General features: G+C 41.7%; 14 protein-coding genes. 2 read left to right on the top strand and 12 right to left on the bottom strand.

Translation table 11 applies throughout. From position 1 onward, the window contains the following. Window positions 1–61: 61 nt before the first annotated feature. The 10 genes from alaS to ACVC7Q_RS03765 form a co-directional block, all read right to left on the bottom strand. Window positions 62–2680 carry an alanine--tRNA ligase gene (gene alaS / locus ACVC7Q_RS03720; RefSeq protein WP_447264877.1) on the bottom strand — a complete coding sequence of 873 codons (2619 nt, stop codon included), beginning with the start codon at window positions 2678–2680 and terminating at the stop codon, window positions 62–64. 24 nt (window positions 2681–2704) lie between these two features. Continuing rightward, complete coding sequence (locus ACVC7Q_RS03725; protein WP_447264878.1) at window positions 2705–3190, bottom strand: LURP-one-related/scramblase family protein; 486 nt, start codon at window positions 3188–3190, stop codon at window positions 2705–2707. A gap of 253 nt (window positions 3191–3443) precedes the next feature. Continuing rightward, window positions 3444–4388, bottom strand: coding sequence for a peptidylprolyl isomerase PrsA (prsA, locus tag ACVC7Q_RS03730; RefSeq protein WP_447264879.1), 945 nt, complete (start codon window positions 4386–4388; stop codon window positions 3444–3446). Window positions 4389–4460: 72 nt separating this feature from the next. Beyond that, the gene (locus ACVC7Q_RS03735) at window positions 4461–5180 is read right to left on the bottom strand and encodes an O-methyltransferase (RefSeq protein WP_447264880.1); all 720 of its coding nucleotides are present in this window, start codon (window positions 5178–5180) and stop codon (window positions 4461–4463) included. 1 nt (window position 5181) lies between these two features. After that, window positions 5182–6984 carry an oligoendopeptidase F gene (gene pepF / locus ACVC7Q_RS03740; protein ID WP_447264881.1) on the bottom strand — a complete coding sequence of 601 codons (1803 nt, stop codon included), beginning with the start codon at window positions 6982–6984 and terminating at the stop codon, window positions 5182–5184. 72 nt (window positions 6985–7056) lie between these two features. Further along, on the bottom strand, window positions 7057–8007 hold the full coding sequence (locus ACVC7Q_RS03745; RefSeq protein WP_447264882.1) for a competence protein CoiA family protein: 951 nt from the start codon (window positions 8005–8007) through the stop codon (window positions 7057–7059). Window positions 8008–8081: 74 nt separating this feature from the next. After that, window positions 8082–8543 carry a hypothetical protein gene (locus ACVC7Q_RS03750; protein ID WP_447264883.1) on the bottom strand — a complete coding sequence of 154 codons (462 nt, stop codon included), beginning with the start codon at window positions 8541–8543 and terminating at the stop codon, window positions 8082–8084. A gap of 281 nt (window positions 8544–8824) precedes the next feature. Further along, window positions 8825–9997 carry an MFS transporter gene (locus ACVC7Q_RS03755; RefSeq protein ID WP_447264884.1) on the bottom strand — a complete coding sequence of 391 codons (1173 nt, stop codon included), beginning with the start codon at window positions 9995–9997 and terminating at the stop codon, window positions 8825–8827. A gap of 71 nt (window positions 9998–10068) precedes the next feature. Next, on the bottom strand, window positions 10069–11415 hold the full coding sequence (locus ACVC7Q_RS03760; RefSeq protein WP_447264885.1) for a DUF1958 domain-containing protein: 1347 nt from the start codon (window positions 11413–11415) through the stop codon (window positions 10069–10071). A gap of 188 nt (window positions 11416–11603) precedes the next feature. Then, window positions 11604–12311: a glucosamine-6-phosphate deaminase gene (locus ACVC7Q_RS03765; protein ID WP_447264886.1), complete on the bottom strand. Its 708-nt coding sequence runs from the start codon at window positions 12309–12311 to the stop codon at window positions 11604–11606. 307 nt (window positions 12312–12618) lie between these two features. Here ACVC7Q_RS03765 and queA point away from each other — a divergent pair, with 307 nt between their 5' ends. Both queA and ACVC7Q_RS03775 read left to right on the top strand, forming a co-directional pair. Continuing rightward, on the top strand, window positions 12619–13647 hold the full coding sequence (gene queA / locus ACVC7Q_RS03770) for a tRNA preQ1(34) S-adenosylmethionine ribosyltransferase-isomerase QueA (protein WP_447264887.1): 1029 nt from the start codon (window positions 12619–12621) through the stop codon (window positions 13645–13647). 11 nt (window positions 13648–13658) lie between these two features. After that, entirely contained in the window at window positions 13659–14129 is a 471-nt protein-coding gene (locus tag ACVC7Q_RS03775; protein WP_009732532.1) for an arginine repressor, read from the top strand. Window positions 14130–14158: 29 nt separating this feature from the next. Here the strand turns inward: ACVC7Q_RS03775 and ACVC7Q_RS03780 are convergent, their stop codons facing one another. After that, complete coding sequence (locus ACVC7Q_RS03780) at window positions 14159–15493, bottom strand: dipeptidase (RefSeq protein WP_447264888.1); 1335 nt, start codon at window positions 15491–15493, stop codon at window positions 14159–14161. A gap of 17 nt (window positions 15494–15510) precedes the next feature. Beyond that, complete coding sequence (locus ACVC7Q_RS03785) at window positions 15511–17022, bottom strand: YfcC family protein (RefSeq protein WP_368403693.1); 1512 nt, start codon at window positions 17020–17022, stop codon at window positions 15511–15513. Window positions 17023–17081 lie beyond the last annotated feature (59 nt).

Below are 17081 nucleotides of genomic sequence, written 5' to 3' on the forward strand. Positions count from 1 at the left end.
GATTGGATATGTTTCTTTTTAGAAAAAAGAGGTCGGACAAACATCCAACCTCTTCTGTTTATTACAATTTACCTGCTACTGCATCCAACAATTCTTGGATTTTCGCTTGGTTGCTTCCTCCTGCCATGGCCATGTCTGGTTTACCACCGCCACGTCCATCAACGATTGGAGCCAATTCTTTAATCACATTACCTGCATGCACATCTTTTGTCTTGCTGGCTACAAGGACGTTCACTTTGTCACCGATGGCTGCGACAAGAACAAGCACATCAGAGTAGTCTTTTTGTTTCCAGTTATCCGCAAAGGTACGAAGGGCACCTGCATCTGATACAGAAACTTGGCTTGCGATAAAGCTGTGACCATTTGCTTCTTGAACATTCTTGAAGACATCACCTGCTGCTGCAGCCGCTGCTTTTTCCTTCAATTCTGCATTTTCTTTTTGCAATTGACGAAGTTGCTCTTGAAGACCTTCCACCTTGTGAGGGACTTCTTTGAGTTGAGGGGCTTTTAAGGTTGCTGCGACTGCTTTCAGAGCATCTTCTTGATCACGATAAGCTTCGAAGGCTTCCTTGCCAGTCACTGCCAAGATACGACGAGTTCCTGACCCAATCCCTTCTTCTTTGACAATCTTGAAGAGACCGATTTCAGAAGTATTGCCTACATGGGTACCACCACAGAGTTCCACTGAGTAGTCACCGATGGTGACAACACGGACTTCTTTACCGTATTTCTCACCAAAGAGGGCCATCGCTCCCATTTCTTTAGCAGTATCGATATCTGTTTCAATTGTTTCTACTGCGATTGCTTCCCAGATCTTCTCATTGACTTGTTGCTCAATAGCGCGTAATTCTTCAGGAGTTACGGCTTGGAAGTGAGTAAAGTCAAAGCGAAGGAATTCTACTTCGTTGAGAGATCCTGCTTGGGTTGCGTGGTTACCAAGAATATTGTGAAGAGCTGCATGGAGCAAGTGAGTTGCTGTGTGATTCTTCATAACACGGTGACGACGATTAGTGTCAATGGCCAAGGTGTATTCTTGGTTCAAGGCAAGAGGAGCAAGGACTTCAACAGTATGGAGTGCTTGTCCATTTGGTGCTTTTTGAACGTCTGTTACAGTCGCTACGACATTTCCTGCCGCATCCAAGATTTGACCGTGGTCAGCTACTTGTCCACCCATTTCAGCGTAGAAAGGTGTTTCTGCAAAGATCAGTGATGCAGTTCCTTCTGAAACAGCTTCTACTTCAGCATTGTCCGCTACGATAGCCACCAACTTAGAAGGCAATTGACTAGCATTGTAGTTAAAGACACTTTCAACTGTGATGTTTTGAAGGGTTTCATTTTGCATCCCCATAGATCCGCCTTTAACAGCTGATGCACGCGCACGTTCTTGTTGTTCCTTCATAGCTGCTTCAAAGCCTTCACGGTCGACTGTCATTCCAGCTTCTTCGGCGATTTCTTCTGTCAATTCTACTGGGAATCCGTATGTATCATAGAGTTTGAAGACATCTTGACCAGCGATAACCGTTTGGCCTTTTTCTTTCAAGTCTTCAACGATGGTTTGGGCAAAGTGTTGACCAGAGTTCAATGTACGAGCAAAAGATTCTTCTTCACTCTTGATGATTTTTTCGATGAAGTCTTGTTTTTCAAGTACTTCTGGGTAGTAACTTTCCATGATCTTCCCAACGGTTGGAACCAATTTATACAAGAAGGTTCCTTCGATCCCCAATTTTTGACCATGCATAGAAGCACGACGGAGGAGACGACGAAGAACGTAACCACGACCTTCATTACCAGGAAGAGCCCCATCTCCAATCGCAAATGAAAGCGAACGGATGTGGTCTGCAATCACCTTGAAGCTCATGTTGTCGCCATCTGGATCATAGGTTTTACCAGACATCTTTTCAACTTCACGGATAATTGGCATGAAGAGGTCTGTTTCAAAGTTGGTCTTCGCCCCTTGGATAACGGCTACCAAACGCTCTAAACCAGCGCCCGTATCAATGTTCTTGTGTGGCAATTCCTTGTATTCGCTACGAGGAACGGCAGGGTCTGCGTTAAATTGTGACAAGACAATGTTCCAGATTTCGATGTAACGATCATTTTCGATATCTTCTGCAAGCAAGCGAAGACCAATATTTTCAGGATCAAAAGCTTCCCCACGGTCAAAGAAGATTTCAGTATCTGGTCCAGAAGGTCCCGCACCGATTTCCCAGAAGTTGTCTTCGATTGGAATCAAGTGACTTGGATCCACACCAACAGCGATCCAACGGTTGTATGAATCCTTATCATCTGGATAATAGGTCATGTAAAGTTTGTCTTTGGGGAAGTCGAACCATTTAGGACTTGTCAAAAGCTCATAAGCCCAAGTAATGGCTTCATCACGGAAGTAATCCCCGATGGAGAAGTTCCCCAACATTTCAAACATAGTATGGTGACGAGCAGTCTTCCCTACGTTTTCGATATCATTGGTACGAATAGCCTTTTGAGCATTGGTAATCCGTGGATTTTCAGGTTTGATGGTTCCATCAAAGTATTTCTTAAGAGTGGCAACCCCTGAGTTAATCCACAAAAGGGTTGGGTCGTTTACAGGAACCAAGCTAACAGATGGTTCTACTGAGTGGCCTTTGCTTGCCCAGAAATCAAGCCACATTTGGCGGACTTGTGCACTAGATAATTGTTTCATATTTGTCTCCTAATTTTTATAAGATTAGTTGGCGCCTGCTTCTAACATTTCGACATAATCGATAGCGACACACAGTGAGATGACTAAATCAGCGTATTCATCCTCATAAACCGATACTTGATAAGTAGAGGTTAGATGAAAGAGTTCTTTGCTAATCTCAGCGACGATTTGATCCCGATCATCGAACAATTTGAATTCCAGGTCCCAGATATTTCCCTGCACCCGAAGCCCCAAATCTTCGATTTCATATTTGTCTCTGAAGAGCGTCAGCTTTTTATAGATATAAAAGCGGTCCCCATTCATCAACTCAACCTCAAATTTTGGAAGAAGGCTGATTGTTTTTTTGGTAATATAGCTAACTTTTTCTCCATTTTGATCATAGATGGTAAAGGTCTTAGGAATCTTAAGAAAGGATCCCTCAACCTGGTATTCGACATTTCCTAACTCATCTTTGATATCGAAGCGTTCGCCACCCAATCGAAATTTTTGTTTCACTTGATAGGTTCTCATCTTTTGATCTCCTTTGAAAAGCTTCAGAGAACGATTCACAAACAAAAGACAAGCCACTAAACGAAGGGCGAAAAACCGCGGTACCACCTTCATTCAATGAACTTGTCATTCTTCATTTTGTATGCAATTGTCTCAGCCGAGTAGCAAAATCATTTCTCTTCCATGGCTCGCACCCCCGCCACTTCTCTGATTCCGAGTAACAATGATTTATTCTCAACTATTTCATTATACAAGTTCCAAAAGGAACCGTCAACTATTTTTTAGATGATGAGCTGCTACCGCTTGTTTCAACACCGATATTTTGCAAATATTGGTTGAATGTTGATTTGAAGGCATCATCTTTGACCTTGATATTGGCATTGGTCATCGCTTTTGCAATAATGCTACGGATGTAGTTAGTATCTTGCTTACGACCGTCAACAATGATCTCTTTCAGACGTTTTTCGTATTTCTTCCAGTCAGAACCTTTTTCTGTCTTCTTGTTCAATTTGACAATATAGTAGCTAGCAGAATAGTTTTGACCTGCTGAAACTGTGATGACATCTGAAATTCCATTTTCATCCAACTTAAAGGCAGCTTCTTTGACTTGAGATGGAATATCTGCTGTTCCTGAATCGAACTTGACTTCGCCACCTTTGTCTTTTGTAGCCGTATCTGTAGAATTGTCTTTAGCGATTTGGGCAAAGTCTGCACCTTCAGCTTTAGCAGCTTCCAACACTTCTTTTGCTTTATCTTCAGAATCCAACTTAATAATTTGTGCTGTTACTTCTGGTGTGTAAGATTCAAAAGCCGCCTTGTAGTCTGACTCTTTGATATCTTTCTTAGCAGCTTGATTAACTGCATATTCCAACAACATATTGCTACGGATTTGTTTCTTCGCTGTTTCTTCCGTCAAACCTTGTTGCGCCAAGTAAGCTTCAAATTGTTTCCCCAATTGTTTCTTTTGTTTAGCCAATTCTTTATCGACTTCTTTATCAGAAACTTTTGATCCATATTCTTTTTCAAAGACTTTATTGATGGTCATTTGGAAAAGAACTTGTTGAGCTCCTTGGTTTGTTTTGATTTCATCATAGAAATCAGAAACTGTAATCGTGTCCCCTTTCATAGTCACTACGTCTTTGTTTGTGCCATTGGCACATGCTGCTAGCGTTACGACTGATAGCAAGGTCACAGCACCTGCTACAAGTTTTTTCTTCATGAAAATTATTCTCCGTTCCTTTTTAAACTTCTTCTATTTTACCACAAATTAGAGAGAATACCTTAAATTTACCTAAAAAGAGCTGGGATCTGGCAAGGTTACCGTCTCTGCATTTTTACGAATCATCAAAATACCATCTCCAAGTGGCACCAAACTAGCGGTCAAACCTGGATGATTGAGAGTCGCATTAAAGAGATTTTGAAGCCCCCGGTAAATGGTTCGTTGCCCACGACGAACTTCCATGATGTCTTTGGCAACATCTCCCCCTTGGAAAATATCATCCAGTACCACAATTCCTCCAACTTCTAAGAGTTCTAGAATGCGGGGCAAAAAGACAATGTATTTAGACTTGGCTGAGTCCATAAAGACAAAGTCATAGGTCTCTGTTAAATCCTGTATGACATCTACAGCATCTCCTTCAAGCAAGGTGATTTGCTTTCTCTGATCGTATTTAGCCAGATTTTCCTTGGCAAAACCAATCATTTCTTCATTCCGATCAATAGTGGTAATTTGTGCATTGGGAGCATATTCAGCCATTAAGAGAGCTGAAAATCCAATTGCTGTCCCAATTTCAAGGATTTTCTTTGGTTGTAAAGCTTGCAAGAGTAGTCTAAAGTATGCTACCGTTTCATGCGGGATGATGGGAATATTTTCCTTGCGGGCGAATGCTTCTAATTCCTTCAAGGCACCAGCTACCGGCTTTTGACGGGTCCGCATAAAGTCAACGATCTCGTCTTTAACGACTGGCCGGCGCATATTGTGGTTGGCATTTTTACTATAAGACTCTACCATTTTATGCGAGTCCTAATTTTTCTACTAGGGCTTCAAATTCATTCAAACGACGTTCAAAGACTGCAAAAGCTGCGTCCAAATAGTCTTCTTTTTCCATATCCACACCTGCTTTGCGGATGACATTGAGTGGATAATCAGAGTTTCCAGCCTTCAAGTAGTCGATATATTTGTCACGATCTTCTTGGGTTCCATGAACGATTTTTTCAGCTAGAGCTGAAGCTGCTGCAAAACCAGTTGAATATTGGAAAACGTAGTAGTTATAGTAGAAGTGAGGAATACGAGCCCATTCATATTGGATTTCAGGGTTGTCTTCTTTTGAAAGACCGTAGTATTTCTCATTGAGTTCTGCATAGAGGTTGTTCAAGAATTCACTAGTCAAAACAGTACCTTCTTGGTCTGCTTTATGGATAGCATGCTCAAATTCAGCAAACTGAGTTTGACGGAAGACGGTTCCACGGAAGCCATCCAAGAAGTGATTCAAAATAGCAAAACGAGTTGCATCGTCTTCTACTTCTTCTAGGAGACGTTCTGTCAAGATATTTTCATTGGTTGTAGAGGCAATTTCAGCAAGGAAAATAGAGTAGTCTCCATAAACATACGGCTGAGTTTCACGTGTATAGCTAGAATGCATACTATGACCAGTTTCATGTACCAAGGTGAAGAGGTTATCCAATGTATCTTGCCAGTTCAACAACATAAAGGCATTGGTATCATAAGAACCACCTGAATAGGCACCTGAGCGTTTTCCTTGGTTGACATGCACGTCGATCCACCGTTCGCTAAAGGCACGTTTCACACGAGAAAGATAATCCTCACCCAAAACAGCCAAGACTTCTTCTGCTTTGGCCAATGATTCTTCATAAGTAAACTTGTAGTCTGTATCGGATAATGGCGTATACATATCGTACATCTTCAAGTCTGAGATTCCTAGAATTTTTGAGCGCAATTGCACATAACGTTGCAAAAGTGGCAAGTGTTTGTTCACAGCTGCTACCAAGCTATCATAAACACTTTCTGGTACAAAGTTTTCAGAAAGGGCTGCTTCACGGGCAGATGAGAATTTGCGAACTTTGGCATTGAAGTTGTGAACTTTTACATTGGTTTGCAAGGTTTTTGCATAGGTATGTTGGTACTGTTCATAGACCTTGTAGAGACCTTCATAAGCTTCTTTACGAACGGCACGATCTTTTGACTCTACCAAAGAAATATAGTTTCCATGTGTTAATTGAACTTCTTCACCCTTGTCATCATGCACAGTTGGAAAAACAATATCTGCATTGTCCAAAATTTCAAATGTTTCCCCACCAGCAGCAAAGATTTCACCAGCTCCTGCAAGTAATTCTTCCTCTTTTTGGGACAAGACATGTTCTTTTTTCTCTAGCAAACGATCAAAATAATGACCATATTGTTCCAAGGCTGGAACCTCACTCACAAAAGCCTTGTACTGCTCATCTGTAATGGCCATGAACTCAGGCTCATAGAAGGCAAAAGTTTCGCCTAACAAGCTATAAAGAGACATCCCTTTTGATTGGTATTCTTGGTATTTAGCCACTCGTGTATCTTGGTCATTTTTCATATGAGCATAGACATAGACCTTTTCTAAGCGACGGCTCAATTCCAAATAAGCATTGGTTGTCTCCAAAAGCGTTTGCGCTGAATCCAACAAATGGCCAGCATAGTGGCTAGCTGCTTTAATATCTGAAGCTAAGCTAGCTGCTTCTTCTTCCCAAGCTTGATCTGTCGCAAAAATTGTCGACAAATCCCATTGGTATTTTTCATCAATTTCATTACGTTGTTTTACCATTTCGATTAATCCTCCAATGGTACTATTTTAGCATAAAAATGAACATTTCGGGAGGATTTCTATCCTAGAAAGTTAGCTTTTCTGCTGAGTATAAAAACGTGGGGGATAAATGATCTGAACGGGTTGGATCCCTTGCGTCTGATAATAGGTCATAAATTGCTGGTAGTAATCTTCTACATCCTCTTCAATTTGAAGCAAGTTCTGTGAAAGGATCGGACGACAAAGAGGATAAAAGTAATCCAGCCCCAGTTCCATTAGATGGTGTCCCTGCAAATAGAATTCTTCCTGAAGCCTCATCCACTTTGGGTGACGGTAAAAGAGCTGCTGCTGTATATAGGTTAAAAATGTACGATCGAGATCGACTGCCATTTGTTGCATGGGTTGCGAAAAATATGGGGTCCGTAAGACTTCCAGTAAAGACCTTTGACCAAAAGGAAAAATTTCTGTTTGATAATGCAAACGCCCTCTCAAATCTTCATGGATGAGGTAATGCAAACGGAGCTCTTGCTTGGTCAAATCCAATTCCCAAAGATGAAACCCACGATTATAACTAAAATATAGAAAACCAGCCTGTAGCTTGGTCAGTCTTTCCTTTAGCCATAACTTTTTACCAAGTAACCAATAGACCTGATAACCATGGGATCGATAAGCATCGCTTCTCTCCTTCAAACGCTCCAAAGATAAGGAGCTACACTGTACTTCCAAAGCTAAATTCTTGTCTACTACCAAAAGATCGGCAATTTGTTGAAAATCTGCTAAATAACTTTCGACTTCTGTATTAGACTCCTTGGAGGCCCAGTTATAAAGACAAGCTTTCAATTCCAGATGTTCAAAACTCTCAGCTTCGTGATGATAGGGACAATGCTGTAATTCTACATGGGCAAAATGAGCCCGTAGAACCGAGCCATTTTTTAGACGCACTGGACTATGACAAGCTAAGCAATAGAAGGGACCTTCTGTCACAGCTGGGATCTCTTCCATACAGTTCCACCGCTTTTGATTCTTATCCATGGCAATAAACATAGCCCCACCTCCTCATCTATATCATTCGAAAAAAAAATAAGAAAAAGGCTGGAAATTCCAACCTTTTCTTCCTTTTATTCTTCAGAATCTGAATCATCACTGTCGTCATCTGCAACAGGAGATTTACTCAATTCTTTCTGCATATCTTTCATTTCTTTACGAGTACTTTCCAACTCTTCTCGAGCATCTTTCAAGCTTTCGATCAAAGCTTCACGGTCTTCTTTAGGAACGACCGTGCTATCTGAACCTATGCTTTCCAATCCTTCATTAAAGATATCTTTTTGGTTTTCCAATCCTTGCTTCAAGGCACTAATCGTTGCATCGTATTGCTCTTTTGCAGAACCCGTCACAGAAGCACCTGCTTCTTCAGTAATAGATACAGATTGATCCATTAATTTTGCAAACAACTTTTTGAAGTCTCCAACTGTTTTTGCTTTACTAATTTCAGCATCTGTTAAGAGACTAGAAGATGAAGTATCTTCTGAATCTGTTGAAGTATCCTTACTTTTTGAAGTGTTGGCAGATTTGCTCGTCACTTTAGTAGTTGATTGACTATTTGAAGTTTCCTTCTTTGTTTCTTGCTTATTTGAACAAGCAGCTAGGGAAACAATCGTCTAAAGAGTAGCTGTCGATAAGATCATTTTTTTCATAAAATGGTCACCTTTATTTTTATTTTACCTCATTCTATCATCGAATACTTTGATTGTCAAATTAATCACTAGTTCTTGATAATAGCAAAAAAATTGGACAGAACACAATGAAATCAGTATTTCTGCCCAATTCTTCTGTAGCTAGTCGTACAATTCTAGCAAATAAATTATTCTACATTGCCACCAAAAAGGCTGTGAGAACTTCCTTGGGGCATTTTTAAGGCAAAGGTCATTACAAAAACGATTCCTACTACTCCTGCTAAAAAGAGGCTCATAAGTTGATAGCCACCGTATTCAATAAAGTGTGCAGCCAGTGGTTGTAATAGAATCGTACCTAGGTAGCGCGCCCCCTGTACAATAGCCATAGCAAGAACCAAGTCTTTCCCCTTCACCTGTTGGGCAATAAACCGTAAGGAAACCATAACCAAAACCATGCCTGTCGTATGCTTGGCTAAGAGTGTCAGGAGCACTTTTAAGAAGACAGGACTTGGAAGAGCATAGACGGCATATTGAGCGAAAATAATCCCGATTGGAAGAGCGATCAAAACCCGTAAAGGCCAGTGGTCCATGAATCGATCGGAGAAAAAGATCAAAGGAGCTTCTACTACAACTGAGATAGCCACAACCGTTGAGGCAATATGAACCGGTAGACCACTATCCATCAGCAATTCAGGAATATAGGTGTGACCGATATTACCAACCCCTGAAGCCAAGCCAATCAGAATAATAAAGAAGAGATAAGGACCGTTGTGAAGAAGAGGCCAAATAGAAACGGGCTCTTTTTCCTTTTCTATAACTGTCTCTTTTTTCTTCATTCGAACGGCACTCAGACAGAAAATACTTAGGACAATAGTGATTAAAACCGTATAATAGACTGCTTGGGGACTAAACTGATGATAGACCCACCCGGCTATTTGTACTCCAACTGAGTAGCCAATCGTTCCCCAAACGCGAATCTTCCCAAAAGCGTATGGACTTTGCGTTGCAAAAACTTCCATCATGGGAGCTGTTCCATTCAAACAAACTAGAACGATTCCATAAAAAGCTGTCAGCCAAAAGAGATTGGGAGCCCAAAGAAAACCTAAGACTCCACCTATGATAATGCTCAGACTGAGGGTTGTCATTTTTACGATTCCAAATCGTTCATTGATATACCCAAAGAAGGGTTGGGCTACCATGGATAAGAAAAAGGCAACAGATACCAAGGTCGATACTTGGGTCGCACTATAGTGTTTCCCCATCAAATAGACAGAAATTAAGGTCGAAAAGAGGGAGGTAGACATAAAATAAAAACTATAGAGTAGCATATAAGCTGCATAAGAATTACGGAATTTTTTCATTTACGTCCTTTCTAAAAGTATCCTAATGGAACAATGACAAAACCCAACCGACAATCAGTTAGGTTTTATTCTTAATCTTTATAATAGCGCTTTTGGGCGTCTCTTTTGCGTCGATCTCGACTTTGTTTTTCAATCGAGAGAATGATGACAAGAATGAGAATCGGAATCAAAATCAGGAAGTGATCTAGCGAAAGCCATTTACTTTGCTTGGCAGTCGCCTTTTTTCCACTTGCTGTTTCTTTGACCAGTTCTGGCTTGGCCCCTTCTTCCACCTTCATATCATCTCGGATTCCTTCAGACAGAGTATAGAGATCATTATCCACTGTCAAATACCCATCTTTTACTGCAAGTGTGGGCTCTTTAGCTCCCTTTTTCACCGTTGCATAGAATGGTTTTTCGAGTGTATAGGTCTTACCATCAATCTGCTGGACACCAGCATCCAATAATTTCTTATAGCCAAAATCTTTATAGGCTTTTTCAATCAAGGCATTCCCAAATGGGTGACGGTAGTATTCCCCATCTTGGTCTGCCCAATCTCCAACCCCCATAATCACAGCAATTAAACGCTGATTGCCCCGTTTGATGGTTGCAATATAGTTGAAGGCTCCACGAGGGCTTGATCCCGTTTTCAAACCATCCACACCTTTTAAGGCATACTTGGCTCCTGGCAATGAATAATTATAGGTATCAAAGGTTTCCTCATACGGAGTTCCTTTTTTGACCGTGACTTGTGCTTGATTGGTATAGCTTAAGATATCCGGGTATTGATTGATAAAATGATAGACCAAAATTCCCAAATCACGCGCAGTCGTCTGGTTAGCCGCATCATTTGGATAATTGTTTACCTGATAGTAGCCTTGCAAGGTTGAGATGGCAGCCCCGCTTGGGTTATTCCAGACCGTATTCGTCATCCCCAATTCCTTAGCCTTGGCATTCATGCGCTCGATAAAGGCGTCTGGATCATTGTTGGACATAAGATTGGCCAACATGAGGGTCGATACATTTGAGGATGGAACCACGGTCATGGTAATCAACTCAGGAATAGTATAGTCTACTCCAGCAACAATATTATTATTTGAGATTTCATAGATCTTACCGATCGCTTGATCTGAAGCGGTCGCCTTGATCACTGTATCTTTACTGATCTTGCCATTTGCCATATCTTCAAACAAGAGATAGAGCGTCATGAGCTTACTCATGCTGGCCGGATCTCTGACTTCATCGATATTGTCTTTCCAAAGAACATTTCCCGTATTGCCGTCAATAATGAGCGAAGAGTGTGGACGGTTAATGGCTTGGACATTGTCATTTGGATACATCTTTTGAGCCATATCCACCAACTCATCCGCACTAGCTAGAATTGGTTGGCATAAGAGACTCAGAAGGAGGCAAATAGACATCAAATATTTTTTTATCATAAACTTTTCCTTTATAACAGACTAATCAGCTGGAGGTTGAAACAAGCTTCTAACCTTTATGCTCTTTCTTCTTGTCTCCCAGTAGGCGAAAAGAGCCAATCACAGCAGTTAATTACTTGTATTGTACCATACTTTGAAGCAGAAAAAAACCTATCTGGCCCGAATAAATCGGCGATAGGTCCTGTTTATTAACGACTTAACAAGCTCAAAGCTTCCTTATCCGCTATAATGGTCACATCTGGATGGCCTTGAAGGGCACTAGCGGGCACTTTTTCTGTCCTTTCACCCTCTACAGTTCCTTTAATCGCTTGGGCTTTTGATTCCCCATATGCAAACAAGACGATCGATTTTGCAGCTAAGATATTGGCAATCCCCATCGAGATAGCTTGGGTTGGTACATCTTCGATCTTATCAAAGAAACGAGAATTGGCTTCAATCGTAGAGGCATCCAACTGAACTAAGTGGGTCTGACTATCAAAGGAAGTGCCCGGCTCATTAAAACCGATATGCCCATTGCGTCCAATCCCTAAGATTTGAAGGTCCACTGGATGGTCTTCGAGTATTTTGTTATAACGGATCACTTCCTGATCGGCAGATTCTTCTACACCTGATGGGAGATAGCTTTCTTTGAATGGCTTGGCATCAAAGAGATGTTTCTCCATGAAATACCGATAAGATTGAGGATCATCTCCTGTTAACCCTACGTACTCATCTAAGTTTACACTGATTAGATTGGACAGATCCAAATCACTTTCACGAATTTGTTTATAAAACTCAAGGGGACTGCTTCCTGTCGCAAGACCTAAGGTTTGCGCACCTTCCTGTAATTTTTCTTTCAATATATCAAAGGCAACTTTTCCACCCTCAATTTGGTCCTTTACTTCAATAATTTTCATTGGATAGACCTCCTATTTCTCTATGCTTTTATTATATGGTATAGACCAATTTTTGTCAAGTGAAACCGCTATCTTTTTCTAGCATTTTTTTCAATTTCATATCAATTCGTGATATAATGAAAGGTATGATTGTATCACTATTATTCATCTTTTTTTTGATCGGACTCCTTGTGTTTCTCTTATCTTTCTTGATTCACCAAAGAAAGATTCTCAAGGTCCTGATCTTTTTGATGGGAATCAGCCTGATGCTCTTAGCTATCGGGACAGCCATCTATCTACTCACAAATTTATTATAAAAGGAGCGCAAATGAATACCAACGACTTTGACTTTGATTTGCCTGAAGAACTGATTGCCCAAACCCCTCTTGAAAAACGCGATGCCTCTAAACTCTTGATCCTGGATCGAAAAACAGGGCAATTCCAAGATCGTCACTTTGATGCAATTTTAGATGAATTGGAGCCAGGAGATGCTCTTGTCATGAACAATACGCGCGTACTGCCTGCCCGTCTTCACGGCGTCAAGCCAGAAACAGGTGGTCACGTCGAATTCCTTCTCCTCAAAAATACCCAAGATGACTGTTGGGAAGTCTTAGCAAAGCCTGCTAAACGATTAAAAGTAGGGGCTTCAGTGAGCTTCGGAGATGGTCGATTGACTGCCACTGTCGAGGAAGAATTGGAACACGGAGGCCGTATCGTTCACTTCCACTATCAAGGCATCTTTTTAGAAGTCTTGGAAAGTCTTGGCGAAATGCCACTCCCTCCCTATATTCACGAAAAGCTTGCTGACCGCGAACGCTACCAAACTGTTTATGCTAAAGAAAACGGTTCTGCTGCAGCCCCAACAGCAGGTCTACATTTCACCCAAGAATTGCTCCAAAAGATTGAAGCAAAGGGTGTTCAGCTTGTTTACTTGACACTTCATGTAGGGCTTGGTACCTTCCGTCCAGTATCAGTGGACAATCTCGAAGACCATGAGATGCACTCTGAATTTTACCAACTTTCAGAAGAGGCTGCTGCGACCCTTCGTCAAGTAAAAGCTGCAGGGAAACGCATCGTAGCTGTTGGAACAACTTCTATCCGGACGCTTGAAACGATCGGAAATAAATTTGCAGGTGATATCCAAGCCGATTCTGGCTGGACCAATATTTTCATTAAACCAGGTTATGAATGGAAAGTAGTCGATGCCTTTTCGACCAACTTTCACCTTCCAAAATCAACTTTAGTCATGTTGGTTTCTGCCTTTGCTGGCCGTGAATTAACCTTAGAAGCATACCACCATGCTATTCAGGAACGGTACCGCTTCTTCAGCTTTGGGGATGCTATGTTCATCAAGTAAAGGAGTCTCTCATGAATAAAATTGAAAGCCGCCACCGCTTGATCCGCTCTATTATTTCTGAGCGTAGGATTCATACCCAACAAGAACTCCAAGAAGCCCTTGAAGCCAATGGGGTTCTCGTTACCCAATCCACCCTTTCACGGGATGTTAAATCCTTGAATCTAGTGAAAATTAACGAGGGGGATAGTTCCTACTATGCCATGAACACCATCGCTCCTTCCCGTTGGGAAAAGCGCCTGCGGATGTATATGGAAGATGCCTTAGTCATGTTGCGGCCCGTTCAAAACCAGGTCGTTGTAAAAACTCTTCCAGGGCTTGCCCAATCCTTTGGTGCGATCTTAGATGCACTGGAACTGGATCAAATTGTAGCTACTATCTGTGGGGACGATGTCTGCTTGGTCATCTGTGAAGACAACCAAGGAGCTTTGGATTGCTTTGAAAAATTAAAAGAATTCACCCCACCCTTCTTCTTTAGCAAATAAAAAGTTTGGAAACTTAGTTTCCAAACTTTTTATTTTGTCGCTAGGCGCTGAATGGCTTCTCGATAGATTTCCATCGCAGCGTAGAGATCGTCAATTTTTGCTCGTTCATTGGCCTGGTGCTCGGTCTGCTCTGCACCTGGGAAAAGAGCGCCGAAAGCTACACAGTTTTCCATAGTCCGCGCAAATGTCGCACCACCCGAAGACATGGCTGGTGTCCTATCCCCGGTTTCTTCCTGGTAGACGGCCATCAAAGAGCTGACTAAAGGACTATCTAACGGTACATATAAAGGAGCCAAATAGTCAAATTCTTCATACTCCAACTGATAGCTAGCCGCAATTTCTTGCAGACGAGCCACTAAATTCTCCTTATCTGCAAGGACTGGAATTCGAATATCAATTCCAATTTCCGATTGCTCTTGATCGATCACAAGGGTCGCAAGGTTGAAGGAAAGATCCCCACTTGGTTCATCTGTAATTTTTCCAAATAGGGCTTCTCCAGTTGCATCCTCACCAACAGCATCTGCAATAAAGAGCAAGGCTGGGTGGGGTTGAATGAGGGACAGACTTTCAGCTAAACCGACAATGGCATTCACTCCTTCGGCTGCATCTTTGGAGTGCTTTGAAACTCCCATAACCGTTACAGAATCTTCTGTTTGGCTATACTGAACCCCACTTTGATCCAAAACGGGAAGCAATTCTTCTAAACGATGACCTGCATAGGTCGCTTTATCTGGAACAACATTGAGGGCCTGACCAGCCTGTAAAGGAAGATCATCCCAACCTGGGCCATGCAATTTCACTTGTAACAAGCCTTTTTCAGCATAGGTTAATGGGAAAGAAGAATCTGGTGCAAACCCAAGATCCGCTTGTTCTTCAATTTGATTGTAGCGGTTCATACACCTCCATAAGGTTTCTTCATCCGTCCCAAAGATAAAGCGGATTCGTTTGGTAAACTGGATGCCATCATCCAGCAAACTCTTAACTGCATAGAGGGCAGCGAGGGACGGCCCCTTATCATCCTGTACACCACGACCTACTAGATAGTCACCGACAACAGTCGCTTCAAAGGGTGGCGTTTGCCAATCTTTTAGATCACCGGCTGGAACAACATCCAAGTGACAAAGAACGGCCAGGAGTTCTTCCCCCTGACCGATCTCTGCATATCCATAGTATCCTTCAGGATCTATATATGTTTGAAAACCTAATTCTTGAGCAAGCTCTAAGGTTTTTTCTAGGACATCTTGGATAGCTTGTCCAAACGGTGTTCCATTTTCCCCTTCATTTAATACAGAAGGGTAAGAAATGATGGTTTGAAGAGAGTTTAAAAACTGCTCTTTCACATCGTCCTTAATTCTTTTTTTCATGAAACACCTACTTTATTCTATTGCAAGAATGGAACCACAGTTCCCAGTAGAAGAAGGGCAATAGTAATCACAACAATCGCTACGACCAATTTACCCATAAATTTCCACCATGCACTCAAATCAACACGTCCAAGAGCAAGAGCTCCCATTACGATACCTGAAGTTGGTGCGATCAAGTTCAAGACACCAGATGCAGATTGGTAAGCTGTGACAATCAAGCTACCTGGTACATTGACGAATTTACCAAGAGGTGCCATGATACCCATTGTTGCGCTGGCAAGACCAGATGATGATGGGATCAAGAATGACATTGGCAAGTAGAAAATGTAAGTCAAGACAATGAACAATTGAGATGACAGACCTTTCAGTCCTTCTTCACCCCAGTGAAGGATTGTCGCAGTGATCATACCATCGTTCATGATGACTTGGATACCACGTGCTACTGCTACGATAAGCGCAACACTCAAGAGGTCAGCTGCACCATTCATGAAGGATGAAATGATTTTATCTTCTTTCAAGCCATAAATGATACCAACAAGGATTCCCATGAAGGCAAAGAGCATAGCTGTTTGAGGGAAGTACCATGTACCAAGAGCATCTGTGTTACCGATCAATTGACCAAGCACTGGAACTTTATGAAGAGATTCGTTAAAGTTTTCAAAGAATGTAATACCCAAATCTTTGAATGGGATAAATCCAGCAACCATGATGACGAATGTTGAAATGAAGACGAGCAAGACACGTTTTTGTTTCTTGTTCATTTGTGAAGGGATTTCTTCGCCACTTTCTACGTTGAAGTGTTTCAAATCTTCTTCACGAGTTGCATAGGTGAGAGATTTGGTTGGGTCTTTTTGAACCTTATCTGCATAACGGTATACATAGTAGGTACTAAGTCCTGTCAAGACAATCCAGAAGATTACACGGAGCAAGAGACCTGAAGCACTTGAGATCCCTGCAGTATCAGAAGCGATAACTGTCGCAAATGGGTTCAATGTCGACGCCAAACATCCGATTTGTGATCCTAAGAGGATAATAGCCACCCCTGTCAAGCTGTCAAAACCAACAGACATCATAACAGGAACAAGAAGTGGATAGAAGGCCATAGTTTCTTCACCCATACCATAAGTTGTACCACCAAGGGCAAACAATGGCATCAAGATCAAGATCAACATTTTTTCGCGGCCTTTGTATTTGCGAACGATAGAAGCAATCCCTACATCAAGGGTACCTGTTTCGTTCACAACGCCAAGGAAACCACCGACCATCAAGATGAAGAAGGCTACGTCAATCGCTGCACTGGTTGGTGCTTTACCAAGCATCGCATTGATTGGAGCCATCAAGATATCCCAAATCCCTTGAGGATGTGCTTTTACAGATTCATAACTACCTGCAATGATAGCACCTGCATCGTCAACCTTGTATTGACCAGCTGGAATAATCCAAGTTAACACTGCCATAATGGCAATGATGATTAACAATACGGAAAAAGATGAAGGCATCTTAAATCCTTTTTTCGTTTTTTCACTCATTTGTCTTCCTCCTAACGCAACAAAGTGTGAGTGATGTTTTACAAGAGTCTCTTGTAAAA

The organism is Streptococcus sp. W151, assembly GCF_053010205.1.